The sequence below is a fragment of the Pseudomonas sp. B21-035 genome (assembly GCF_024748945.1).
Taxonomy (GTDB): domain Bacteria; phylum Pseudomonadota; class Gammaproteobacteria; order Pseudomonadales; family Pseudomonadaceae; genus Aquipseudomonas.
In genome coordinates this window covers 140,639-166,166 of record NZ_CP087179.1, presented here as the reverse complement: position 1 = coordinate 166,166, position 25,528 = coordinate 140,639, and the positions used below count along the sequence as shown (strand labels likewise).

Sequence of the window (25,528 nt, the reverse complement as noted above, 5' to 3'; positions counted from 1 at the left end):
CTTAAGCAACACTGATCTGCCCCTTCTTCAGCGCATCCATGACGGCGGCTTTCGGGCCATCCGCGACTATCTGCCCGCGATCGACAACGATCAGGCGGTCGACCAGTGACAACAGCGAAGCCCGGTGCGTCACCAGGACCACGGTCTTGTTCTCGATAACCGCTTGCAGGCGTTGCTTGAGGCGTTCTTCACCGGTGTTGTCCATGGCGCTGGTCGGTTCGTCGAGCAGCAGGATCTGCGGGTTGAGCAGCAAGGCGCGGCCCAGGGCAACGTTCTGCCGCTGGCCACCGGAAAGATTCTGGCCACGCTCGCCGACCTGCAGCTCGTAACCTTGCGGGTGCAGCCGGGCGAATTCGTGAACCCCGGACAGCTCGGCCGCCTGCAGGACCATTTCGTCCTCGACATAGCGCGCACCGCTGACCAGGTTGTCGCGCAGGGTACCGGCCAGCAGCTGGATGTCCTGGGGCACGTAGCCGATGTTGTGGCGCAACTCGCTGACGTCGATCTGGCGGATGTCGACGCCATCGACCAGCAACGAGCCGGCATCGGCTTCATAGAGGCCGACGATGAGTTTGGCCAGCGAGCTCTTGCCCGAGCCGCTGCGACCGATGATGCCGATTTTCTCGCCGGGGCGGATCGACACATTGACGCCCTTGAGCGCCAGGTTCTGCTGGTTGGGATAAGTGAAATCGACGCCGCGAAACTCGATGGCGCCCTGCAGTACCTGACGGCTCAGCGGGCGCTCTTCGAAGTTGCGCTCTTGCGGTAGCTCCATCATCTGGTCGGTGGAGACCATGGTCACCTTGGCTTGCTGGTAACGGGTCAGCAAACCGGAAAGCTGGCCCAGTGGGCCGAGGGCCCGGCCACTGAGCATGTAGCAAGCGATCAGGCCGCCCATGCTCAGATTGCCGGCCATGATCTGGTAGACGCCAGCACAAATCAGCGCCACGCCGGCCAGTTGCTGCATCAGCAGGGTAATGTTCATCGCCAGGCCCGAGAGCACCTTGACCCGCAGCTCGAGGCGGCTGAGGGTGCCGATGGTCTGCTCCCACATGTACTGGCGTTCGCTTTCGGCGTTGTTGACCTTGACCGCATCGAGCCCGGCGAGGGTTTCGATCAGGCTCGACTGGCGCTCGGAGGCCAGGGCCATGGTCCGCTCCAGGGTCGCCACCAGCGGCTTTTGCAGGGCGTAGCCGATACCCAGGGCCAGCGGGAAGGCGATGATCGGAATCCACACCAGGTGCCCGCCAATGATGGCGATCACCAGCAGGATCAACAGGGTGAACGGCAGGTCGATGAGGCTGGTCAGGGTCAGCGAGGCAAGAAAATCGCGCAGGCCCTGGAATTCATGAATGTTCTGGGCAAAGCTGCCGACCCGTGCCGGCCGGTACTTCATGGCCATGCCGACGATGCGTTCGAACAGCGTCGCCGAGATGATCAGGTCGGTCTTCTTCCCGGCCAGGTCCAGGCACAAACTGCGCAGGCCCTTGAGAATCAGATCGAAGATGTAGGCACCGGAAATCCCCAGGGCCAGGACCCACAGGGTCGAGGTGGCCTGGTTGGGCACCACGCGGTCGTAGACGTTCATCACGAACAGCGGCGCGGCCAGGGCGATCAGGTTGATCACCAGGCTTGCGGCGATGGCGTCGATGTACAGCCAGCGGCTGCGCTTGAGGGTGTCACGGAACCACGAACGCGCACGCGGAATCAGGTTGCCGTGGTTGACGTCGAACTTGTGCTGCGGCTGGGCGAAGAACACCCGGCCACTGTAGTCGCTCAGCAACGCTTCGCGGCTGACGTGCACCTCGCCGCCGTCGCTCTCGCTGAGCAACAGGCGCGCGGTGTCCTCATTCTCCCAACCGAGCAACACCGTGCTGCGACCGTCCTTGAGCAGGAGCATCGCCGGCATGGCGATGCTCGGGATCTGCTCCAGCTTGCGTTGCAGCAAGCGCCCCTGCAGGCCGGCACGGGCCGCCGCACGCGGCAGCAGCTCCGGGCTCAGGCGCTGGGCCGGCAACGGCAGGCCGGTGGTCAGCATGGCCCGGCTGGCGGGCTTCTGGTGCAGCACGCAGAGAGACAGCAGGCTGTCCAGCAACGGATCGTCGTGCTGACTGCGTGGATCATGGCTGAGCTGGACTCGACTGACTTCTGATTCCACGCGGGCTCTCTTAACGGTTGCGGTTGGCTATAACAGTGAACCTCAGTTCATGCCTGGCAGGTTCACTTTCGGTTTAAGGTCGTTCTGCACCACGGAGGCCATCGGTGCGACAACACCCTGGCTCTTGAGCAGTTGACCAATGGTCGCTTTGATTCGGTACTGAGTAAACACTTGGCTGTTCTTCACTTCAGCCAGACGGCGCTGGGCAGTGAAGAGTTCATTCTCGCTGTCGAGCAAGTCTAGCAAGGTACGTTCGCCCAGGCTGAACTGCTTCTGGTAGGCGCTGCGCACACTGTTGCTGTGATCGACGTATTGCTGGGCGATCGGCACCTGCGCATTGGCGTTGTCCATAGCGTTCCATGCCAGGCCGAGCTCCTCATTGAGCTGGCGCAAGGCATTGTTGCGAATGTCCAGCGCCTGATTGGTCAGGTACGACTTGGATTCCAGGTCGGCCTTGTTGCTGCCGCCGGCATACAAGTTGAAACTCATACGCAGCATAGCCTGCCATTCGTTGTTGTGGCCGTTCATGCCATCCAGATCGTTATCGGCCGTCCGTCCGAGTTCTGCATCAAAACGCGGATAGAAAGTAGACTTTGCAGCCTCGTATTGCTTCTCCGCCGCGGCGATATCGGACTCTGCCGAACGCAGGATCGGGCTGCTCTCGACCATCTGCTGACGGGCTTCGTCGAGGTTGGCCGGCAACAGGTCGACAAACGGCGCAGGGCTGCTTAACTCGTCCGGCAACTGACCGACCACGCTCAGGTAGTTGGTCTTGGCATCGGCCAGGTTGGTCTGCTCGGTGATCAGGTTGTTGCGGGCCTGGGCCAGGCGCGCTTCGGCCTGGTCAAGGTCGGCCAGGCGGCCGACACCACGGGCAGTGCGCAGCTTGATCTGGTCATAGATGCGTTCGTGGCTGCGCAGGTTGTCTTCTGCCAGGCGGACCATCTCGCGACGGGTCAGGACGTCCAGGTAAACCTGGGCAACGGTCAACGCGGTGCGCTCGGAGGCGCCCAGCAGCGAGTAGGCGCGGGAGTTGACGGTGGCTTGCTGACGGCCAACTTCACTCGAGGTGGCAAAACCGTCGAAGACCATCTGCCGCAGGCGCACGCTCGACTCACCACGGTTGAGGGTTTCCCAGCGGTTGCCGGTGCTCGGGCTGTCGGTACCTTCACGGCCATAACCGGCGAGCACATCGACACGTGGCAGGTAACCACCCTTGGCGGCGCGCAGTTGGTAATCGGCAGCGATTCGGCTGTTGACCCCGGCCTGGATTTCCGGGTGTACCTCGAGGGCTTTCTGCATGGCCTCTGGCAGGCTCTGTGCTTGAACGAAACTGGTGGCGAGGACGAAAGGAAGAGCAGTGAACAGTGACGCGCGCATTTAACTTTTTTCCCAGGGACGTCTTGTCCCAAATCACAGCAGAAATCGTTGCTGCATTAGAAAATGGCAACCGGAATGACCTTATGTCGGAAACTTCCGAAGGGGTACTTGGTTCGTACGGAGGAAGAGTGGCAGCCGCTCAAATATCAATGTGACATTACGGTGCTGATTGTTTAGGATGGCAGCAGGAAGGTCAATACTTTGGCATAAACTTAATAGCCAACAGTTATCGACAATATATTGACGTCAAAAGCACCAAACATACTATTGAAACATTCCATCAGAAAGCGGCAATTCAGCGCCGGCTGGCATGGAAGCCAAATTGAACGGGTAGCCCGGAGAGTCCAATGAGCAGTGTTGTTGCCATCGTCAAAAGCATTGTTGGCCAAGTAATCGCCGTATCCCCAGAAGGGATTCAACGTGTACTCATCGAAGGTGACCGCCTGTTCGCTGGCGAGCAGGTGCTCACTGGCCTGGCCGGCGCCGTCACCCTGGAACTGGCCGACGGCCGCACCCTGGACCTGGGCCGTGACACCCAGTGGAGTGCCGAGGCCCCGGACAGCAGCACTGACCTGGCGGCAGCAACCGCCCAGGCTGCGCCTTCGGTCGAAGAGCTGCAGCAGGCCATCGCCGCCGGCGCTGACCCGACCACCGAACTCGAAGCCACCGCAGCAGGCCCGTCGGCCGCCGGTAGCGGCGGCGCGGCCGGTGGTGGCCATAGCTTCGTCATGCTCGACGCCACGGCAGGCTCGGTCGACCCGACCATTGGCTTCCCAACCGGCCCGATCGGCTTTGCCACCGGCGCTGCGACCCAGGAACTGGGCGGCCTGGACGATGCCAACAACCCCAACACCACCACGCCTACGCGCGAATCCGGCCTGAGCCTGAGTGCCACGCCGTCGATCACCGAGGCGGGTGGCGTAATCATCTACACCGCCACCCTGGGCCAGCCACCGCTGACCGACCTGACCGTGACCCTGTCCAACGGCCAGGTCATCGTCATCAGCGCCGGGCAGACCAGCGGCAGCGTCAGCGTGACCATCCCGCCGAACGACACCGTGTACCTGGACGGCAGTGAAATCTCCGCGACCATCACCGGCACCACCGGCGGCGCGGGCCTGATCATCACCCCGGACACCACCCCGGCAGTGACCCAGATCACCGACACCATCGACACCACCACGGTCAGCCTGACGGCCAACCCGAGTGTCACCGAGGGCGGCGTGATCACCTACACCGCCACCCTGACCAACCCGGCGCAGACGCCGGTGACCGTCACCCTGTCCAACGGCAGCACCATCACCATCGGCGCCGGCCAGACCACCGGCACCGTTGATGTGCAGACGCCGCCGAACGACGTCTACAACAACGGCAGCAGTGTCAGCACCACCATCACTGGCGCCACTGGTGGCAACTTCGAGAACCTGGTACCGAACCCGAACCCGGCGGTCACCACCATCACCGACTCGATCGATGACACCGGCCTGAGCCTGAACGCCACCGGCAGCGTCGCCGAAGGCGGCTCGATCATCTACACCGCGACGCTGACCAACCCGGCCGGCACCCCGGTGACCGTGACCCTGAGCAACGGCGCGGTGATCACCATCGCCGCCGGCCAGACCGAAGGCAGCGTCACCGTGCCGGCGCCGAGCGATGACGTGTATGTCGATGCCGGCAACGTCAGCGTCAGCATCGACAAGGTCGATGGCGGCAACTTCGAAAACCTGGTGGTCAGCAACCAGCCGGCGGTCACCGAAGTTACCGACACCATCGATACTTCGACTGTCACCCTGACCGCGAACAGCAGTGTTGCTGAAGGCGGCGTGGTCACTTACACCGCTTCGGTTACTGCGCCGGTGACTGGCTCTGCGCTGGTTATTACTCTGGCCAATGGTCAGCAGATCACTATTCCTGTTGGTCAGAGCACTGGCTCGGTTGAGTTTGTTGCGCCGAACAACGTGCACACTACCAATCCGGACCTGACCAACAGCATCACTGGCACCACCGGCGGCAACTACGAGAAGCTGGACACTGCCGGTAATCCGGTGACTACCGTTACTGATGGTCCAGGTACTGACGACACTACCGGTCTTAAGCTGACCGCTACCGGCTCGGTTGCTGAAGGTGGTTCGATTGTTTATACCGCCACGCTGACCAACCCGGCTGGCACCGAAATGAAGGTGACCCTGAGCAATGGTGAAGTGATCACCATTGCTGCGGGGCAGACTGAAGGCAGCATTACCGTTGCTGCGCCTGCCGATGATGTCTACATCGACGCCGGTGAAGTCAGCGTCACTGTTACCGGCACCACTGGCGGCGACTTCGAAAAAGTTGCTGTAGATGGCACTCCGGCTGTAACGCAAGTTACTGACACCATTGATACTTCGACTGTCACTTTGACAGCGAACAGCAGTGTTGCTGAAGGCGGCGTAGTTACTTACACCGCTTCGGTGACTGCGCCGGTTACCGGTTCTGCGCTGGTTATTACTTTGGCCAATGGTCAGCAGATCACTATTCCTGTTGGTCAGAGCACTGGTTCGGTTGAGTTTGTTGCGCCGAACAACGTGCACACCACCAACCCGGACCTGACCAACAGCATCACCGGCACCACCGGCGGTAACTACGAGAAGCTGGACACTGCGGGCAACCCAGTGACCACCGTTACCGACGGTCCAGGTACTGACGACACTACCGGCCTGAAGCTGACCGCCACCGGCTCCGTCGCTGAAGGCGGCGAGATCGTCTACACCGCCACGCTGACCAACCCGGCTGGCACCGAAATGAAAGTCACCCTGAGCAACGGTGAAGTCATCACCATTGCCAAAGGCCAGACCGAAGGCAGCATTACCCTGCCGGCGCCGGCGGATGACGTGTACGTCGATGCCGGTGAAGTTAGCGTGACCATCACTGGCACCATTGGCGGCGATTTCGAGAAAGTCGAAGTCGACCCGGCTGCTGCCGTGACCGAAGTCACCGACACCATCGACACTTCGACCGTCACCCTGACCGCTACCCCAAGCGTCACTGAAGGCGGTGTCGTCACCTACACCGCTTCGGTTACTGCGCCAGTGACCGGTTCTGCGCTGGTGATCAACCTGGCCAACGGTCAGCAAATCACCATTCCAGTCGGCCAGAGCTCCGGCACCGTGGACTTCGTTGCACCAAACAACGTGCACACCACCAACCCGGACCTGACCAACAGCATCACCGGCACCACCGGTGGTAACTACGAGAAGCTGGATACAGCCGGCAACCCGGTGACCACCGTTACCGACGGACCTGGCACCGATGACACTACCGGCCTGAAGCTGACCGCCACCGGCTCCGTCGCTGAAGGCGGCGACATCATCTACACCGCTACGCTGACCAATCCAGCTGGCACCGAGATGAAAGTCACCCTGAGCAATGGTGAAGTCATCACCATCGCCAAGGGCCAGACCGAAGGCAGCATCACCCTGCCGGCGCCGGCTGATGACGTGTACGTCGATGCCGGTGAAGTCAGCGTTACTGTGACTGGCACTACCGGTGGTGACTTCGAGAAACTGGCTGTGGATAACACTCCAGCCGTCACCGAAGTGACTGACACCATCGACACCAGCACCGTCACTCTGACCGCTACTCCAAGCGTTACCGAAGGCGGCGTGGTTACCTATACCGCCTCGGTTACTGCGCCAGTAACTGGTTCGAACCTGGTGATCACTCTGGCCAACGGCCAACAGATCACCATCCCTGTGGGTTCCAGCTCGGGCACCGTGGACTTCGTTGCACCGAACAACGTGCACACCACCAACCCGGACCTGACTAACAGCATCACCGGTACCACCGGAGGTAACTACGAGAAACTGGACACTGCGGGCAACCCGGTGACCACCGTTACTGATGGTCCAGGTACCGATGACACTACCGGTCTCAAGCTGACTGCGACTAGCTCGGTTGAAGAAGGCGGTTCGATTGTTTACACCGCCACGCTGACCAACCCAGCCGGCACCGAGATGAAAGTCACCCTGAGCAATGGTGAAGTCATCACCATTGCTGCGGGTCAGACTGAAGGCAGCATCACTGTTCCAGCTCCAGAAGACGACGTGTACGTCGATGCTGGCGAAGTCAGCGTGACCGTGACCGGTACCACCGGTGGCGACTTCGAGAAGCTGGCTGTGGATAACACCCCTGCTGTCACCGAAGTCACCGACACTATCGATACGTCGACCGTCACCCTGACTGCGACTCCGAGCGTGACTGAAGGCGGCGTTGTCACCTACACCGCTTCGGTTACTGCGCCAGTGACTGGCTCCGCGCTGGTGATCAATTTGGCTAACGGCCAACAGATCACCATTCCTGTGGGTTCCAGCTCGGGTACCGTGGACTTCGTTGCACCGAACAACGTGCACACCACCAACCCGGATCTGACCAACAGCATCACCGGCACTTCGGGCGGTAACTACGAGAAGCTGGATACTGCCGGCAACCCGGTCACCACCGTCACCGACGGCCCAGGCACTGACGACACTACCGGTCTCAAGCTGACTGCGACTGGCTCGGTTGAAGAAGGTGGCTCGATTGTTTACACCGCCACCCTGACCAATCCGGCTGGCACCGAAATGAAGGTGACCCTGAGCAATGGTGAAGTCATCACCATCGCCAAGGGCCAGACCGAGGGCAGCATTACCCTGCCTGCGCCGGCGGATGACGTGTACGTCGATGCCGGTGAAGTTAGTGTGACCATCACTGGCACTACTGGCGGCGATTTCGAGAAAGTCGAAGTCGACCCGGCTGCCGCTGTAACTGAAGTCACCGATACCATCGACACCAGCACCGTCACCCTGACCGCTACCCCAAGCGTCACTGAAGGCGGCGTGGTTACCTATACCGCCTCGGTTACTGCGCCAGTGACCGGCTCTGCGTTGGTGATCAACCTGGCCAACGGCCAACAGATCACCATCCCAGTCGGCCAAAGCTCCGGTACCGTGGACTTCGTTGCACCAAACAACGTGCACACCACTAACCCGGACCTGACCAACAGCATCACCGGCACCACCGGTGGTAACTACGAGAAGCTGGACACTGCCGGCAACCCGGTCACCACCGTCACCGACGGTCCAGGTACTGATGACACCACCGGTCTCAAGCTGACCGCGACGGGCTCGGTTGAAGAAGGCGGTTCGATTGTTTACACCGCCACGCTGACTAACCCGGCGGGCACCGAGATGAAAGTCACCCTGAGCAACGGTGAAGTCATCACCATTGCCAAAGGCCAGACCGAAGGCAGCATTACCCTGCCGGCGCCGGCGGATGACGTGTACATCGACGCCGGTGAAGTCAGCGTGACCGTGACCGGTACCACCGGTGGCGACTTCGAGAAGCTGGCTGTGGATAACACCCCTGCTGTCACCGAAGTCACCGACACTATCGATACGTCGACCGTCACCCTGACTGCGACTCCGAGCGTGACTGAAGGCGGCGTTGTCACCTACACCGCTTCGGTTACTGCGCCAGTGACTGGCTCCGCGCTGGTGATCAATTTGGCTAACGGCCAACAGATCACCATTCCTGTGGGTTCCAGCTCGGGTACCGTGGACTTCGTTGCACCGAACAACGTGCACACCACCAACCCGGATCTGACCAACAGCATCACCGGCACTTCGGGCGGTAACTACGAGAAGCTGGATACTGCCGGCAACCCGGTCACCACCGTCACCGACGGCCCAGGCACTGACGACACTACCGGTCTCAAGCTGACTGCGACTGGCTCGGTTGAAGAAGGTGGCTCGATTGTTTACACCGCCACCCTGACCAATCCGGCTGGCACCGAAATGAAGGTGACCCTGAGCAATGGTGAAGTCATCACCATCGCCAAGGGCCAGACCGAGGGCAGCATTACCCTGCCTGCGCCGGCGGATGACGTGTACGTCGATGCCGGTGAAGTTAGTGTGACCATCACTGGCACTACTGGCGGCGATTTCGAGAAAGTCGAAGTCGACCCGGCTGCCGCTGTAACTGAAGTCACCGATACCATCGACACCAGCACCGTCACCCTGACCGCTACCCCAAGCGTCACTGAAGGCGGCGTGGTTACCTATACCGCCTCGGTTACTGCGCCAGTGACCGGCTCTGCGTTGGTGATCAACCTGGCCAACGGCCAACAGATCACCATCCCAGTCGGCCAAAGCTCCGGTACCGTGGACTTCGTTGCACCAAACAACGTGCACACCACTAACCCGGACCTGACCAACAGCATCACCGGCACCACCGGTGGTAACTACGAGAAGCTGGACACTGCCGGCAACCCGGTCACCACCGTCACCGACGGTCCAGGTACTGATGACACCACCGGTCTCAAGCTGACCGCGACGGGTTCGGTTGAAGAAGGCGGTTCGATTGTTTACACCGCCACGCTGACCAACCCAGCCGGCACCGAGATGAAAGTCACCCTGAGCAATGGTGAAGTCATCACCATTGCTGCGGGTCAGACTGAAGGCAGCATCACTGTTCCAGCTCCAGAAGACGACGTGTACGTCGATGCTGGCGAAGTCAGCGTGACCGTGACCGGTACCACCGGTGGCGACTTCGAGAAGCTGGCTGTGGATAACACCCCTGCTGTCACCGAAGTCACCGACACTATCGATACGTCGACCGTCACCCTGACTGCGACTCCGAGCGTGACTGAAGGCGGCGTTGTCACCTACACCGCTTCGGTTACTGCGCCAGTGACTGGCTCCGCGCTGGTGATCAATTTGGCTAACGGCCAACAGATCACCATTCCTGTGGGTTCCAGCTCGGGTACCGTGGACTTCGTTGCACCGAACAACGTGCACACCACCAACCCGGACCTGACCAACAGCATCACCGGCACCACCGGCGGTAACTACGAGAAGCTGGACACTGCGGGCAACCCGGTCACCACCGTCACCGACGGCCCAGGCACCGATGACACTACCGGTCTGAAACTCACCGCGACTGGCTCGGTTGAAGAAGGCGGTTCGATTGTTTACACCGCCACGCTGACCAACCCGGCGGGCACCGAGATGAAAGTCACCCTGAGCAATGGTGAAGTGATCACCATCGCCAAGGGCCAGACCGAAGGCAGCATTACCCTGCCTGCGCCGGCGGATGACGTGTACGTCGATGCCGGTGAAGTTAGCGTGACCATCACTGGCACCATTGGCGGCGATTTCGAGAAAGTCGAAGTCGACCCGGCTGCTGCCGTGACCGAAGTCACCGACACCATCGACACTTCGACCGTCACCCTGACCGCTACCCCAAGCGTCACTGAAGGCGGTGTCGTCACCTACACCGCTTCGGTTACTGCGCCAGTGACCGGCTCCGCGCTGGTGATCAACCTGGCCAACGGCCAACAGATCACCATCCCAGTCGGCCAAAGCTCCGGCACCGTGGACTTCGTTGCACCAAACAACGTGCACACCACCAACCCGGACCTGACCAACAGCATCACCGGCACCACCGGCGGTAACTACGAGAAGCTGGACACTGCGGGCAACCCAGTGACCACCGTCACCGACGGTCCAGGTACTGACGACACTACCGGCCTGAAGCTGACCGCCACCGGCTCCGTCGCTGAAGGCGGCGAGATCGTCTACACCGCCACGCTGACCAACCCGGCTGGCACCGAAATGAAGGTCACTCTGAGCAACGGTGAAGTGATCACCATCGCCAAGGGTCAGACCGAAGGCAGCATCACTGTTCCGGCTCCTGAAGACGATGTGTACGTCGATGCCGGTGAAGTCAGTGTCACCGTGACCGGTACTACTGGCGGCGACTTCGAGAAGCTGGCTGTGGATAACACCCCTGCTGTCACCGAAGTCACCGACACCATCGACACTTCGACCGTCACCCTGACCGCTACCCCAAGCGTCACTGAAGGCGGCGTGGTTACCTATACCGCCTCGGTTACTGCTCCAGTGACCGGCTCTGCGTTGGTGATCAACCTGGCCAACGGCCAACAGATCACCATCCCAGTCGGCCAAAGCTCCGGTACCGTGGACTTCGTTGCACCAAACAACGTGCACACCACCAACCCGGACCTGACCAACAGCATCACCGGTACCACTGGTGGTAACTACGAGAAACTGGATACCGCTGGTAATCCGGTAACTACCGTTACTGATGGCCCAGGCACCGATGACACTACCGGTCTGAAACTCACCGCGACGGGTTCGGTTGAAGAAGGCGGTTCGATTGTTTACACCGCCACCCTGACCAACCCGGCTGGCACTGAAATGAAGGTGACCCTGAGCAATGGTGAAGTCATCACCATCGCGGCAGGTCAAACCGAAGGCAGCATCACTGTTCCCGCGCCGGAAGACGATGTGTACGTCGATGCTGGCGAAGTCAGCGTGACCATCACTGGCACCACTGGCGGTGACTTCGAGAAAGTCGAAGTCGACCCGGCTGCCGCTGTGACTGAAGTCACCGATACCATCGACACCAGCACCGTCACCCTGACCGCGACTCCAAGCGTGACCGAAGGCGGCGTCGTTACCTACACCGCTTCGGTTACTGCTCCGGTTACCGGCTCTGCGCTGGTGATCAACCTGGCCAACGGTCAGCAAATCACCATCCCTGTAGGTTCCAGCACCGGCACCGTGGACTTCGTTGCACCAAACAACGTGCACACCACCAACCCGGATCTGACCAACAGCATCACCGGCACTTCGGGCGGTAACTACGAGAAGCTGGATACTGCCGGCAACCCGGTCACCACCGTCACCGACGGCCCAGGCACTGACGACACTACCGGTCTCAAGCTGACTGCGACTGGCTCGGTTGAAGAAGGTGGCTCGATTGTTTACACCGCCACGCTGACCAACCCGGCGGGCACCGAAATGAAGGTCACCCTGAGCAATGGTGAAGTCATCACCATCGCCAAGGGCCAGACCGAAGGCAGCATCACCCTTCCGGCGCCGGCTGATGACGTGTACGTCGATGCCGGTGAAGTCAGCGTTACTGTGACTGGCACTACCGGTGGTGACTTCGAGAAGCTGGCTGTGGATAACACTCCAGCCGTCACCGAAGTGACTGACACCATCGATACTTCGACTGTCACTCTGACCGCTACCCCAAGCGTCACCGAAGGCGGTGTCGTCACCTATACCGCTTCGGTCACTGCGCCAGTGACCGGCTCTGCGTTGGTGATCAACCTGGCCAACGGCCAACAGATCACTATCCCGGTCGGCCAAAGCTCCGGCACCGTGGACTTCGTTGCCCCAAACAACGTGCACACCACCAACCCGGACCTGACCAACGGCATCACCGGCACCACCGGTGGTAACTACGAGAAGCTGGACACTGCGGGCAACCCGGTCACCACCGTCACCGACGGCCCAGGCACCGATGACACTACCGGTCTGAAACTCACCGCGACTGGCTCGGTTGAAGAAGGCGGTTCGATTGTTTACACCGCCACGCTGACCAACCCGGCGGGCACCGAGATGAAAGTCACCCTGAGCAATGGTGAAGTGATCACCATCGCCAAGGGCCAGACCGAAGGCAGCATTACCCTGCCTGCGCCGGCGGATGACGTGTACGTCGATGCCGGTGAAGTTAGCGTGACCATCACTGGCACCATTGGCGGCGATTTCGAGAAAGTCGAAGTCGACCCGGCTGCTGCCGTGACCGAAGTCACCGACACCATCGACACTTCGACCGTCACCCTGACCGCTACCCCAAGCGTCACTGAAGGCGGTGTCGTCACCTACACCGCTTCGGTTACTGCGCCAGTGACCGGCTCCGCGCTGGTGATCAACCTGGCCAACGGCCAACAGATCACCATCCCAGTCGGCCAAAGCTCCGGCACCGTGGACTTCGTTGCACCAAACAACGTGCACACCACCAATCCGGACCTGACCAACAGCATCACCAGCACCACCGGTGGTAATTACGAGAAGCTGGACACTGCGGGCAACCCAGTGACCACCGTCACCGACGGTCCAGGCACCGATGACACTACTGGTCTGAAACTCACCGCGACTGGCTCGGTTGAAGAAGGTGGTTCGATTGTTTACACCGCCACCCTGACCAATCCGGCTGGCACCGAAATGAAGGTCACCCTGAGCAATGGTGAAGTCATCACCATCGCCAAAGGCCAGACCGAAGGCAGCATCACCCTGCCGGCGCCGGAAGACGACGTGTACGTCGATGCGGGCGAAGTCAGCGTCACTGTCACTGGTACTACCGGCGGCGACTTCGAGAAACTGGCTGTGGATAACACCCCGGCCGTAACCGAAGTGACTGACACCATCGATACTTCGACTGTCACCCTGACTGCGACGCCAAGCGTCACCGAAGGTGGCGTGGTCACCTACACCGCTTCCGTTACTGCGCCAGTGACCGGTTCTGCGTTGGTCATCAACCTGGCCAACGGCCAACAGATCACCATCCCTGTGGGTTCCAGCTCGGGCACCGTGGACTTCGTTGCACCGAACAACGTGCACACCACCAACCCGGACCTGACTAACAGCATCACCGGTACCACTGGTGGTAACTACGAGAAACTGGATACCGCAGGTAATCCGGTGACCACCGTTACTGATGGTCCAGGTACTGATGACACCACGGGTCTGAAGCTGACCGCCACCGGCTCCGTCGCTGAAGGCGGCGACATCGTCTACACCGCTACGCTGACTAACCCAGCGGGCACCGAAATGAAGGTGACCCTGAGCAATGGTGAAGTCATCACCATCGCCAAGGGCCAGACCGAGGGCAGCATTACCCTGCCTGCGCCGGCGGATGACGTGTACGTCGATGCCGGTGAAGTTAGTGTGACCATCACTGGCACTACTGGCGGCGATTTCGAGAAAGTCGAAGTCGACCCGGCTGCCGCTGTAACTGAAGTCACCGATACCATCGACACCAGCACCGTCACCCTGACCGCGACTCCAAGCGTCACCGAAGGCGGCGTGGTTACCTACACCGCTTCGGTTACTGCGCCAGTAACTGGTTCGAACCTGGTGATCACTCTGGCCAACGGTCAGCAAATCACCATCCCTGTAGGTTCCAGCACCGGCACCGTGGACTTCGTTGCACCGAACAACGTGCACACCACCAACCCGGACCTGACCAACAGCATCACCGGCACCACCGGCGGTAACTACGAGAAGCTGGATACCGCTGGTAATCCGGTAACTACCGTTACTGATGGCCCAGGCACCGATGACACTACCGGTCTGAAACTCACCGCGACTGGCTCGGTTGAAGAAGGTGGTTCGATTGTTTACACCGCCACGCTGACTAACCCGGCGGGCACCGAGATGAAAGTCACCCTGAGCAACGGTGAAGTCATCACCATTGCCAAAGGCCAGACCGAAGGCAGCATTACCCTGCCGGCGCCGGCGGATGACGTGTACATCGACGCCGGTGAAGTCAGTGTCACTGTGACCGGCACCACCGGTGGTGACTTCGAGAAGCTGGCTGTGGATAACACCCCAGCCGTCACCGAAGTGACTGACACTATCGATACGTCGACTGTCACTTTGACCGCGACTCCAAGCGTTACCGAAGGCGGCGTGGTTACCTATACCGCCTCGGTTACTGCTCCGGTGACCGGCTCTGCACTGGTGATCAACCTGGCCAACGGTCAGCAAATCACCATCCCTGTAGGTTCCAGCACCGGCACCGTGGACTTCGTTGCACCAAACAACGTGCACACCACAAACCCAGACCTGACCAACAGCATCACCGGCACCTCCGGCGGTAACTACGAGAAGCTGGACACTGCGGGCAACCCAGTGACCACCGTCACCGACGGTCCAGGCACCGACGACACCACCAGCCTCAAGCTGACCGCGACTCCAACGGTCAATGAAGGCGGGTCGATCACTTACACCGCGACGCTGACCAATCCGGCCGGCACCGAGATGAAGGTCACCCTGAGCAACGGTGAAGTCATCACCATCGCCAAGGGGCAAACAGAAGGCAAGATCACCATCGATGCCCCAAGCGACGATGTCTACATCGACGCCGATAAGCTGAGCGTGACGGTCACTGGCACCACCGGTGGCGACTTCGAGAAACTGGCTGTGGATAACACCCCGGCAGTCACCGACGTCAAAGACACTATCGACACCAGCACCGTGACCCTGACCGCCAGCACCAACAGCGTGGTCGAAGGCGGCGTGGTCACCTACACCGCCAAAGTCAGCGCGCCGGTTACCGGCTCCGACCTGGTCATCAGCCTGGCCAACGGCCAGAAGATCACCATCCCTGTGGGTTCCAGCACCGGCACCGTGGACTACGTTGCGCCAAACAACGTACACACCACCAACCCTGCCCTGACCAACAGCATCACCGGTACCACCGGCGGTAACTACGAGAAGCTCGATAGCGCCGGCAACACCACCGTCACCGTCACCGATGGCCCGGGTACCAAGGACAACACCGGCCTGTCGCTGACGGCTACCGACACCGTGGCTGAAGGCGGCAAGATCACCTACGTGGCCAAGCTGACCAACCCGGCCGGCACCGAAATGAAGGTCACTTTGAGCAACGGTGAAGTCATCACCATCGCCAAGGGCCAGACCGAAGGCAAGATCACCATCGATGCCCCGAGCGACGATGTCTACATCGACGCCGGCAAGCTGAGCGTGACCGTCACCAGCACCACCGGTGGCGATTTCGAACAGCTGACCGTGAGCAACGTACCGGCAGTGACCAACGTCACTGACACCATCGACACCAGCACCGTGACCCTGACCGCCAGCACCAACAGCGTGGTCGAAGGCGGCGTAGTGACCTACACCGCCAAAGTCAGCGCGCCGGTTACCGGCTCCGACCTGGTCATCAGCCTGGCCAACGGCCAGAAGATCACCATCCCTGTAGGTTCCAGCACCGGCACCGTGGACTACGTTGCACCGAACAACGTGCACACCACCAATCCGACCCTGACCAACAGCATCACCGGCACCACCGGTGGCAACTACGAGAAACTGGTCAGCACTGGCAACACCAGCACCACCGTCACCGACGGCCCGGGCACCAAGGACTCCACCAGCCTGATCCTGACCGCGACGCCGACCGTGGCTGAAGGTGGCTCGATCACTTACGTGGCCAAGCTGAGCAACCCGGCGGGCACCGAGATGAAAGTGACCCTGAGCAACGGTGAGACCATCACCATTGCCAAGGGCCAGACCGAGGGCAAGGTAACCATCGCCGCCCCTGGCGATGATGTGTACATCGATGCCGGTAGCGTCAGTGCGAAAATCACTGGCAGCACCGGTGGTGACTTCGAAGAACTGAAGATCGACGGCTCGTCCGCCGTGACCAGCGTCACCGACACCATCGACACCACCAACCTGACCCTGAGCGCCACGCCATCGGTTGCCGAAGGTGGCAACATCATCTACACCGCGACCTTGAGCAACAAGGCGCAGACCGCGGTCACCGTGACCCTGAGCAACGGTGCGACGATCACCATCGAGGCCGGCAAGACCACCGGCACTGCCAGCGTGCCTGCGCCAGCGGATGACGTGTACATCGATGCCGGCAGTGTCAACGCGACCATTACCGGCGCCAGCGGTGGCAACTTCGAAGACCTGGCAATCAGCAAGCAGCCAGCTGTCACCCAGGTGACCGATACCATCGACACCACCACCGTCAGCATCACCGGCACCACCTCGGTGGCCGAAGGTGACTCGGCCAACTACACCCTGACCCTGACCAACAAGGCGCAAACCGATGTGGTCATCAAGCTGACCTATACCGGTACCGCCACCAATGGTGCGGACTACACCGGCGTGGCCACCGTGGTGATCAAGGCCGGTAGCAACACCGGTACCTTCAGCGTGCCGATCATCCGTGACGGCATTGCCGAGAGCGCCGAGAACTTCACCGTGAAGATCGACTCGGCCACTGGCGGCAACTTCGAGAACCTGGCGATCAGCGGCAGCGCTGGCAGTGTCACCACCACCATTGTCAGCAACGAGGCACCGGTTGCCGCGGGCGGCGCCGTGACGGGTACCGAAGACACCGACCTGGTGCTGAGCTGGGCCAACTTCGGCATCACCGATGCCGACACCCCGGCAGCCAACCTGGGCCTGACCATCACCAAACTGCCTGCCGACGGCGTGCTGCAGTACAAAGATGGCAACGTCTGGAAAACCCTGACTGAAGCCGACGCTGGCAAGGTCTTCAGCAAGGCCGACATCGACGCTGGCAAGCTGAAGTTCGTGCCGGATCGCAACGAGTCGGGCATCGATGCCAACGGCGGCACCGGCGTCGGCAACAAAGAAGCCGACTACGCACAGATCAAGTACAAGCCAACCGACGGCCAGGGCCTGGGCAACGAAGCCACCATCAAGGTCGATATCACCCCGGTGGCCGACAAGCCTGACCTGAACATCGGCAGCAACAACGTCAACTCGATTGGCCTGGTCAAAGAGACCTGGAACAGCCTCAACGGCCTGGGCACCAACGGCAACGGCATCACCGGCGATGCGCTGAAAACTGTGTTCGACAACTCGGGCAAGGCCAACAGCAGCTCGCAGGTCACCAACGCCCAGTCGGACGCCAGCGTCGTCGGCGGTTCGGGCTCGAAGACCTCCGGCCTGATCTACCTCGAAGCGGGCAAGACCTACAGCTTCAGCGGTGTCGGCGATGACAGCCTGCTGATCACCATCGGCGGCAAGAATGTGGCCCAGGCGACCTGGGGCGCAGGCGGTGCGATCAGTGGTTCGTTCAAGCCGACCATCAGCGGCTACTACACCCTGGACATCTACCACGCCAACCAGAGCGGCCCGGGCAGCTATGACGTCAACCTGTCGGTCAACGGCAGCACCCCGGTTGACCTGAGCAACGCCAACATCCCGATGTACCCGGGCGTGAACGAGCTGACCAACGCCGGCGTTACCGTTGGCGAGCTGCACGGTGCCAACGGCGAGGGTTACTACCAGGGCTACAAGCTCAATGAAGGCGCCGAGAACGGCACCGTCAAGCTGGTCGGTATCGCCACCAACCTCACCGACACCGATGGCTCGGAAACCCTCAACGTCAAGCTCGGCGGTATTCCGGCAGGCTCGGTGCTCAGCGATGGCGCCGGCCACACTGTCACCGTCGGCAAGGGCGAAGTCGATGTCACCGGCTGGAACCTCAACGGCCTGAGCATCAAGCCGCCAGCCTACTACCAGGGCCAGTTCGATGTGACCGTCACTTCGCGGGCAACCGAGAAGGCCAACGGCAGCACCGACTTCACCCAGGGCACCATCAAGGTCACCGTTTACCCGGATACCTACACCACCAGCAACCTGACGGCCGAGAACGACAGCCGCGAGCTTGGCACCGGCAACGACATCGTCGTCGCCGACGTCAACGGCCTGCACGTGGTACCGGGGCAGGACTACAACCTGGCGTTCATCGTCGATACCTCCGGCAGTATGAAAGCCGCCGGTGTCGACGCTGCGCAAAAGTCCCTGCAGTCGGTGTTCGACACCCTGGCCAACAGCGTCAAGGGTGCGCAGTCGGGTACCGTGAACATCCTGCTGGTGGACTTCTCCAGCCAGGTGAACAAGTCAGTCTCGGTCAACCTGTCCGATGCCGGCTCGCTGCAAGCGCTGAAAGATGCGCTCAAGGCCATGTACTCCGACGGCGGCACCAACTATGAGGACGCCTTCAAGACCACGGCCAACTGGTTCCAGACCCTGAAGAATGCCGGCAACACCGGTAGCAACCAGACCTTCTTCATTACCGACGGCCAACCGACCTTCCACCAGGCCAACGAGCAAGGCAACCCGCAGCTGGCCAACTCCGGCTGGACCCTGGACAGCTTCCTCCAGGCGATCAACTACAAGCCTGGCGATACGCTGAACCGCTACCAGCTGGACAGCAACAACCGGGTCAGTATCGACGCCGACGGTAACCTCAATGCCCAGTACAAGTACTACGGCAGCTGGTACACCTCGACCTCGGGCACCATTCGTGCCCAGGGCGACGGCACCTTCGAGCTGTCCAGCCGTTCCGGTTGGGGCAATGGCACCAGCAACGACACCTGGAACAACTCGCTGGACGGCTTCAAGATCCTCAGCGGGCTGTCCAGCGTTGAAGCCATCGGCCTCAACAGTGGCGTCAACGTCAACGACCTCAAGCCGTTCGACAGTGACGGCAAGCCGCAGACCAACATCGACCCGAGCAAGCTGGCCGAGGCGATCCTCGGACACACCGAGGCCACCAAGCCGGGCAACGATACGGTCAGCGGCGGCGACGGCCACGACATCCTGTTCGGCGACCTGGTCAGCTTCGACTCGATCGCCGGCAACGGTGTCGAGGCCATGCAGGCCTACGTGGCCGGCAAGCTGGGCGTAGCCCTGGGTGACGTCGATGGCCGTGTGCTGCACCAGTACATCAGCGAGCACGTCAGCGAGTTCGATGTGTCGCGCAGCAACGATGGCGCCGACATCCTCATCGGTGGCGACGGCAACGACATTCTCTTCGGCCAGGGTGGCAACGACTACCTCGATGGCGGCAAGGGCAATGACATCCTGCTCGGTGGTACCGGCAACGACACACTGCTGGGCGGTGAAGGCAACGACATCCTCATCGGCGGCAAGGGCGATGACATCCTGATCGGTGGCAGCGGTGCCGACACCTTCGTGTGGAAGGCCGGCGACACCGGCAAGGACGTGATCAAGGACTTCAAGGCTGCCGAAGGCGACCGTCTGGACCTGAGCGACCTGCTCCAGGGCGAGAAGGCCAGCACCATCGACAACTACCTGAAGATCACCACGGTCAACGGTGAGTCGACGCTGCAGGTCAGCTCCGAAGGCAAGCTCAATGCCACAGGTGGCCTGGCCAATGCCGATGTGACGATCAAGCTGGAAGGCGTCAACTGGGCCAATACCACGATCAACTCGCTGGTAACCGGGGCCGACCCGACCATCAAGATCGACCACTCCAACAGCTGATCCACGGCCTGCGCCAGCCCTCCCGGGGCTGGCGCGGTGCTGCGGACTTTGCCTGCACCGTATTCACAGCGCATACTCGCTCGCCGGGGCTAGACGCCCGGCCAGCTTGGCCTATGCTGCTGACTGCGGATACGGACTGACATTCAGAGGGATACCCCATGTTCTACGTGCAACGCGATGCACAGGGCCAACTGGTCCGGGTAGAGGCCGCACCCTACGCCGAATACACGGAGATGCTCCCGGCCGACCATGCCGAGGTCCAGGAGTGGTTTGCCGACGACGTGGTCGAGAACAGCCTCAAGCAGCTCAAACAGAGTGACCTGGACATGATCCGGGTGCTTGAGGACTTGATCGAAGTGCTGACCACCAAAGGCGTGATCAGCATCACCGACCTGCCGCCCGGCGCCCAGGCCAAACTGCTCAGCCGCTCCAATGCCCGCCAGGTGCTGGGCGGGCTGACCAACCTGATCGACGACAGTGAAGAAAACGGCGGCCTGATCTGACCGCTGCAGGCCCGTTGCGGGCCTGCACGTCCTGCTCAACGCCAGGGTGCCGGCTCGCCGACCAGGCGTCCCTGAACCCCCTGAATACCCATCTCGCGCAATACCTTGAGCTCACCTTCAGTCTCGACCCGCTCGGCGATCAGCGGCAAGTCGATGCTGTGCGCTGCGCGCTGGATCGCTTCAATGAACAGGCGCTTGTGCCGTTCGTGGTCGATGGCGCGAATGTAACTGCCATCGATCTTGAGGTAGGCCAGGCCCAGGTGCGCCAGGTTGCCGATCATGCTGAAGCGCCCACCAAAGCGCTGCAGGCTGAGGCTGAAGCCCAGGGCCCGCAGGCGCCGGGTGAGTTGCTCGAGCACGGCCTGTTCCGGCAGTTGCTCTTCGCCGATCTCCAGGGTCAGGCGCGGGCCGAGCACGGCGTTCTGGGCAAGCAGGTCATAGACCCGCTGCAATGCCTTGGGGTCAGCCAGGGTTGCGGCCGACAGGTTCAGCGCCAGGGCTTCCTTGTGGCTGTGCATGTGCTTGAGCACTTGCTCAAGCATCAGCACATCGAGCCGCGCCGACCAGCCAAAACGCTCCAGCCACGGCAGGAAGCGCCCGGCGGCAATGGCCTGGCCCTGGGTATCGAGCACCCGCGAAATGACCTTGTAATGCAACACGCGCTCCGGCGCTTCACAGGCCACTACCGGCTGGAAAAACAACTGGAAACGCCCTTGCTGCAGTGCTTCATCCAGCAAGGAATGCCAGGCGTGGTGGGTATCGGCGGCTTGCGGCGCGGTGCCTTGCTCCAGGCACACCCAGCCCGGCTCCAGCTGGCTCTCGGCGCGGGCCAGGGCCTCGTCGGCGAGCTTGAGCAAGGCCTGCGGATCGTCGCCCGGGCTGTAGGGCGCCATGCCGATGCAGGCAACCGGGGTGACATCGCTGGCGCCGGTGTCGGCCAGGCTCTGCAGGGTCACTTCCAGGGCCTGGGCCAGCTGGATCGCCTCTTCGTGCACCAGCCCCGGCGCCAGCACGGCAAATTCGCCGCCGCGGCTGCGGGTGATCAGGTTGTTGGTTTCCGGGTAGTTGGCGCAAGTGCGTTGCAGTTGCTGGCCGACCGCCTGTAGCAACTGGTCGGTTCGCTGGCCGCCCAGGCGCTGGTTGAGCCCGGCCAGGTCCTTGACCCGCAGCAACAGCAGGTAGCCCGGGCGCGCCTCTTCGAGGTTGCTGACCAAGGCGTTGAGCTGCATCTCGAAATAGCGGCGGTTGGCAAGGCCGGTGAGGCTGTCCTGATACGACTCGACCCGCAGCTTTTCACTGCGCTCGGCCTGCTCCTGGAAAAGCGCCTTGAGCTTTTCGACCATCTGGTTCATGGCCTGCACAACCCGGCGCAGCTCAGGGGTACGCGGCAAATCCGGCAGGCTGAGGAACTCACGCCGGGCAATGGCGTGGGACTGCGCCACCATGTAGTCCAGCGGCTTGAGCTGGCGACGCAGCAGCAAGGCGCCAAGCACCGCACTCAGGGCGCCACACAGCAACAGCCAGCCGAGGCTGCCCAGCGCACTCTGCCAGAGCTTGGCCAGGGCGAACATCGGATGGCTGACCACCTCGACCCGCGCCGCCTGCTGCCAGCCGCGGCTGACGATGGCATCGCCACCGGCCGCCTCCAGGCCGATCAGGCGGATGAACCAGGCCGGCACACCGTTGGGGTCGGGTTCGGCGTGGCGCTCGACCAGCAGGGCGTTGGACGCCGTGTCGATGACCTTGATGCTCGAATAGTAACCACTGTCGAAGATCGAGCTGACCATCAGCTCGACCATCGCCGGGTCGTCGATGTTCGGCGTCAGCGACAGCGCCAGCGCCGTGGCGGCGTCCTGGGCATGGGAGCGCAACTGGTTGACGTACTGGCTGCGTGAGCTCTCCAGGCTGACCATGAAGCTGCCGCTGAAGGCGACTACCAGGAACAGGCAGATGGCAAGCAGCAATTGTTTGAACAGTGACATCTGTGCTCCTTCAGTAAGCCGGCTCGGCGGGGAAGCCTTCGGCCTGCATCTTCTTCAATAGATCCTGCCAGCGCGACAAGCGCTTGGTGTCGCCGACCTTCTTGTTACCACCCGCACCGGTCAGCCACAGGCCTTCACCGTTGAAGGAATACACCGGCAGCAGGTCAGGACGCTGGCTGGCGGGCTTGATCGCATCGATCAGGCTGTCGAGTACCAACGGCATGGCCTCCGGGCTTGAATAATAGGTCAGGACCATGTGCGCGCGGTTCTGGCGCAGGGCCTTGACGTAGGTAATGCGCAGTTTTTCTGCCGGAACCCCGAGGCGCCGCAGGCTGAAGTACTTGGCGATAGCATAGTCTTCGCAGTCACCGGCGCCCTTGATCAGTGACTGTACCGGGGTTGCCCAGTAGTCCACTTCGCGCCACAGGTCGATGTCTTCGACATACCGCAGCTGCTGGTTGAAGAACTGGTTGACCACTTTCAGGCGTTCGGCCTCGCTGCCCTGCTTCTGGGTCGCCAGCAGGTTCTGCCAGGCATCAATGCGGTCCTGGCCAGGCCCCAGCGGGCCATACAACGACTGGGCACGGCGGCTGATCTGGGAGAAGTCCCAATCCGCGTGCAGGCCGCCCAGTAACAGGCAGCCGAGCACCACGGCCAGGCCGAGCCGGCGCAGGGTCAATTGAACAGCCCAACGTATCGCCAATGCGAATAATCCGCGCAGACCTGTGGAAAAACGCCGATGGTGCGGCCTCGACCCGGAAAAAACAATGGCACCTTACAATCATTGCGCCAGCAATCCGTTGACCACGGGCAACCCCCTGTCTGGCGAGGGCTGCAACCCGGCTTCCCTTGAACAAAAACTTCCTTCACGATAGCAAGCGCGCGGCCGTTGATTGCTGTTTACTTAATAAATAAGGGTTGGCGAACGCCGCTATTTGACAAGTATCCCTCCCCTAACTAGTGTTGCTGGATATTGGATCCAATTATTTCACTTCGACTTCAGGCAAAAACAGCGTGGCCGGAAAAACCAGACCCCTGAGCGAAATCCTGGGTGGCGAACAAGTGCCGCCACACCTGGCGCGTAGCGTGATTGAAGAGCGGCTGCGCAGTGCCATCCTCGATGGCCGCCTGCCCCCTGGGCTGGCCTTGCGCCAACAGGAGCTGGCAACCTTGTTCGGTGTCAGCCGCATGCCGGTCCGCGAGGCCTTGCGCCAGCTCGAAGCGCAATCGCTGTTGCAGGTGGTGGCACACAAGGGCGCGGTGGTTGCGCCATTGATCGGCGAAGACGCCGTCGATACCTATGCCTTGCGGGTCATTCTGGAGTCCGAAGCACTACGCCAGTCGATCCCGCTGCTCGATGCCGACGACATTGCCCGGGCGCGCAACTACATCACCCAGCTTGAAACCGAAACCCGGCATGCCGAGATCGGGCGCCTCAACCGCCTGTTCCACATGAGCCTGTACAGCAAGGCACCGAACCAGAAGCTGCTGCGCCTGATTGAAAACGAGCTCAACGAAGAAGAGCGCTTCCTGCGCTTCCACCTGTCATCGATGGGCCTGGGCAAGCTGACCCAGGACGATCACATCGGGCTGGTGGACGCCGCAAACGACAAGTCGGTTGAAGATGCCATCAGGATTCTCGAGCGCCACCTGAACAACGGGGCAAAAGCGATCAAGGCCTACCTGAACAGACCACCGGCAGAGTGAACCCACCGCCATCGCCGGCAATCCCGGCCATTGGCAGCTATTGCGCTCGGGGCACCCCTTGAGCGAAAGGAAAGGCAGTGCACGCTCCTACACTTCAGCGCAGAACCGTATCGGGCTCTGCCCAGCCGCCGCAGATCCGCCTGATCTGCCTTGCCTGCAGCCAGGATCATCTGAGCCAGTACCGTGCCTGGTCGGTGGCGCTCAACGACCATATCGAACTGGTGACCGTCAACGTGCTGGCCTACGGCGACCCGATCCGTTCACTGCCCTTGCACGGCAACCCCACCCTGATCGACTCGCTGATCGAGCGCTTGCAGGTGTACCTGCGTAAACCCCACGCCCTGTTCGGCCAGGGTGCCGGGGCGCAATTGGCCCTGGCTCTGGCCCGGCACACCGAGCAACTGCACCCGGGGCAAACCCGCCACCTGTTTGTCGCCACCAGCGACAGCCCGCAGGCAGACCCGGCCGAAGCGGCCGCCGGGCTCAGCGTGCCGGTCACTGCGCTGTATCCGTCAGGATCGCTGCCGCGCATGCTCGGCTGGCACGACCACAGCGGCCGGGAGATCGAGCTGATCGAACTGCCCGACGCCGCGGGCGATGCGCCGCAACTCAACCAGCGGCTGATTCAAATCATCAACACCCACCTGGGCCTGCTCAGCCTCTGAGCCCTGCAAACGCAGGGATACCCTGCCCTCCAAGGGCGCGCCCGCGCCGCTGATTTGTCTCTTGCTGTTTCAGCCAGCCATGGCGGCTCTTGCATTTTCGGCACACTCTTACCCGCGCAGCGACCGCTGATCGCCCTCAGGCGGGCCAGGTCGTCTGCTTATCGCACACCTGTAGAAGGAGCCGCGCGCCGGGCAAGGACCGATATCGATCAGCTGCCCTCAAGAGTCA

The 25,528-nt window shown here is 61.5% G+C and carries 8 protein-coding genes; 4 read left to right on the top strand and 4 right to left on the bottom strand.

Annotation, left to right across the window (positions count from 1 at the left end; all coding sequences use genetic code 11):
• Position 1: 1 nt before the first annotated feature.
• Together LOY22_RS00695 and LOY22_RS00690 are read right to left on the bottom strand one after the other, a co-directional pair.
• Complete coding sequence (locus LOY22_RS00695) at positions 2-2,158, bottom strand: type I secretion system permease/ATPase (RefSeq protein ID WP_258595767.1); 2,157 nt, start codon at positions 2,156-2,158, stop codon at positions 2-4.
• 42 nt (positions 2,159-2,200) lie between these two features.
• Complete coding sequence (locus LOY22_RS00690; protein WP_045201706.1) at positions 2,201-3,538, bottom strand: TolC family outer membrane protein; 1,338 nt, start codon at positions 3,536-3,538, stop codon at positions 2,201-2,203.
• A 347-nt stretch (positions 3,539-3,885) separates the two neighbouring features.
• On the opposite strand from LOY22_RS00690, the gene LOY22_RS00685 reads away from it, so the two are divergent.
• Positions 3,886-20,442, top strand: a complete 16,557-nt coding sequence (locus tag LOY22_RS00685) for a retention module-containing protein (protein ID WP_258595765.1) — start codon at positions 3,886-3,888, stop codon at positions 20,440-20,442.
• Between the two features lie 158 nt (positions 20,443-20,600).
• Entirely contained in the window at positions 20,601-20,945 is a 345-nt protein-coding gene (locus tag LOY22_RS00680; RefSeq protein ID WP_045197926.1) for a hypothetical protein, read from the top strand.
• A gap of 35 nt (positions 20,946-20,980) precedes the next feature.
• On the opposite strand, the gene lapD is transcribed toward LOY22_RS00680, so the two are convergent.
• Both lapD and lapG read right to left on the bottom strand, forming a co-directional pair.
• Positions 20,981-22,927 carry a cyclic di-GMP receptor LapD gene (gene lapD / locus LOY22_RS00675; RefSeq protein WP_123564718.1) on the bottom strand — a complete coding sequence of 649 codons (1,947 nt, stop codon included), beginning with the start codon at positions 22,925-22,927 and terminating at the stop codon, positions 20,981-20,983.
• A 10-nt stretch (positions 22,928-22,937) separates the two neighbouring features.
• Positions 22,938-23,630, bottom strand: coding sequence for a cysteine protease LapG (gene lapG, locus LOY22_RS00670; RefSeq protein WP_093377486.1), 693 nt, complete (start codon positions 23,628-23,630; stop codon positions 22,938-22,940).
• 311 nt (positions 23,631-23,941) lie between these two features.
• Here lapG and LOY22_RS00665 point away from each other — a divergent pair, with 311 nt between their 5' ends.
• A complete protein-coding gene (locus tag LOY22_RS00665; protein ID WP_045197932.1) occupies positions 23,942-24,634 on the top strand; it encodes a GntR family transcriptional regulator in 693 nt (230 codons plus the stop codon).
• A 77-nt stretch (positions 24,635-24,711) separates the two neighbouring features.
• A complete protein-coding gene (locus LOY22_RS00660) occupies positions 24,712-25,299 on the top strand; it encodes a thioesterase domain-containing protein (protein WP_123564717.1) in 588 nt (195 codons plus the stop codon).
• The last annotated feature ends 229 nt before the right edge of the window (positions 25,300-25,528 follow it).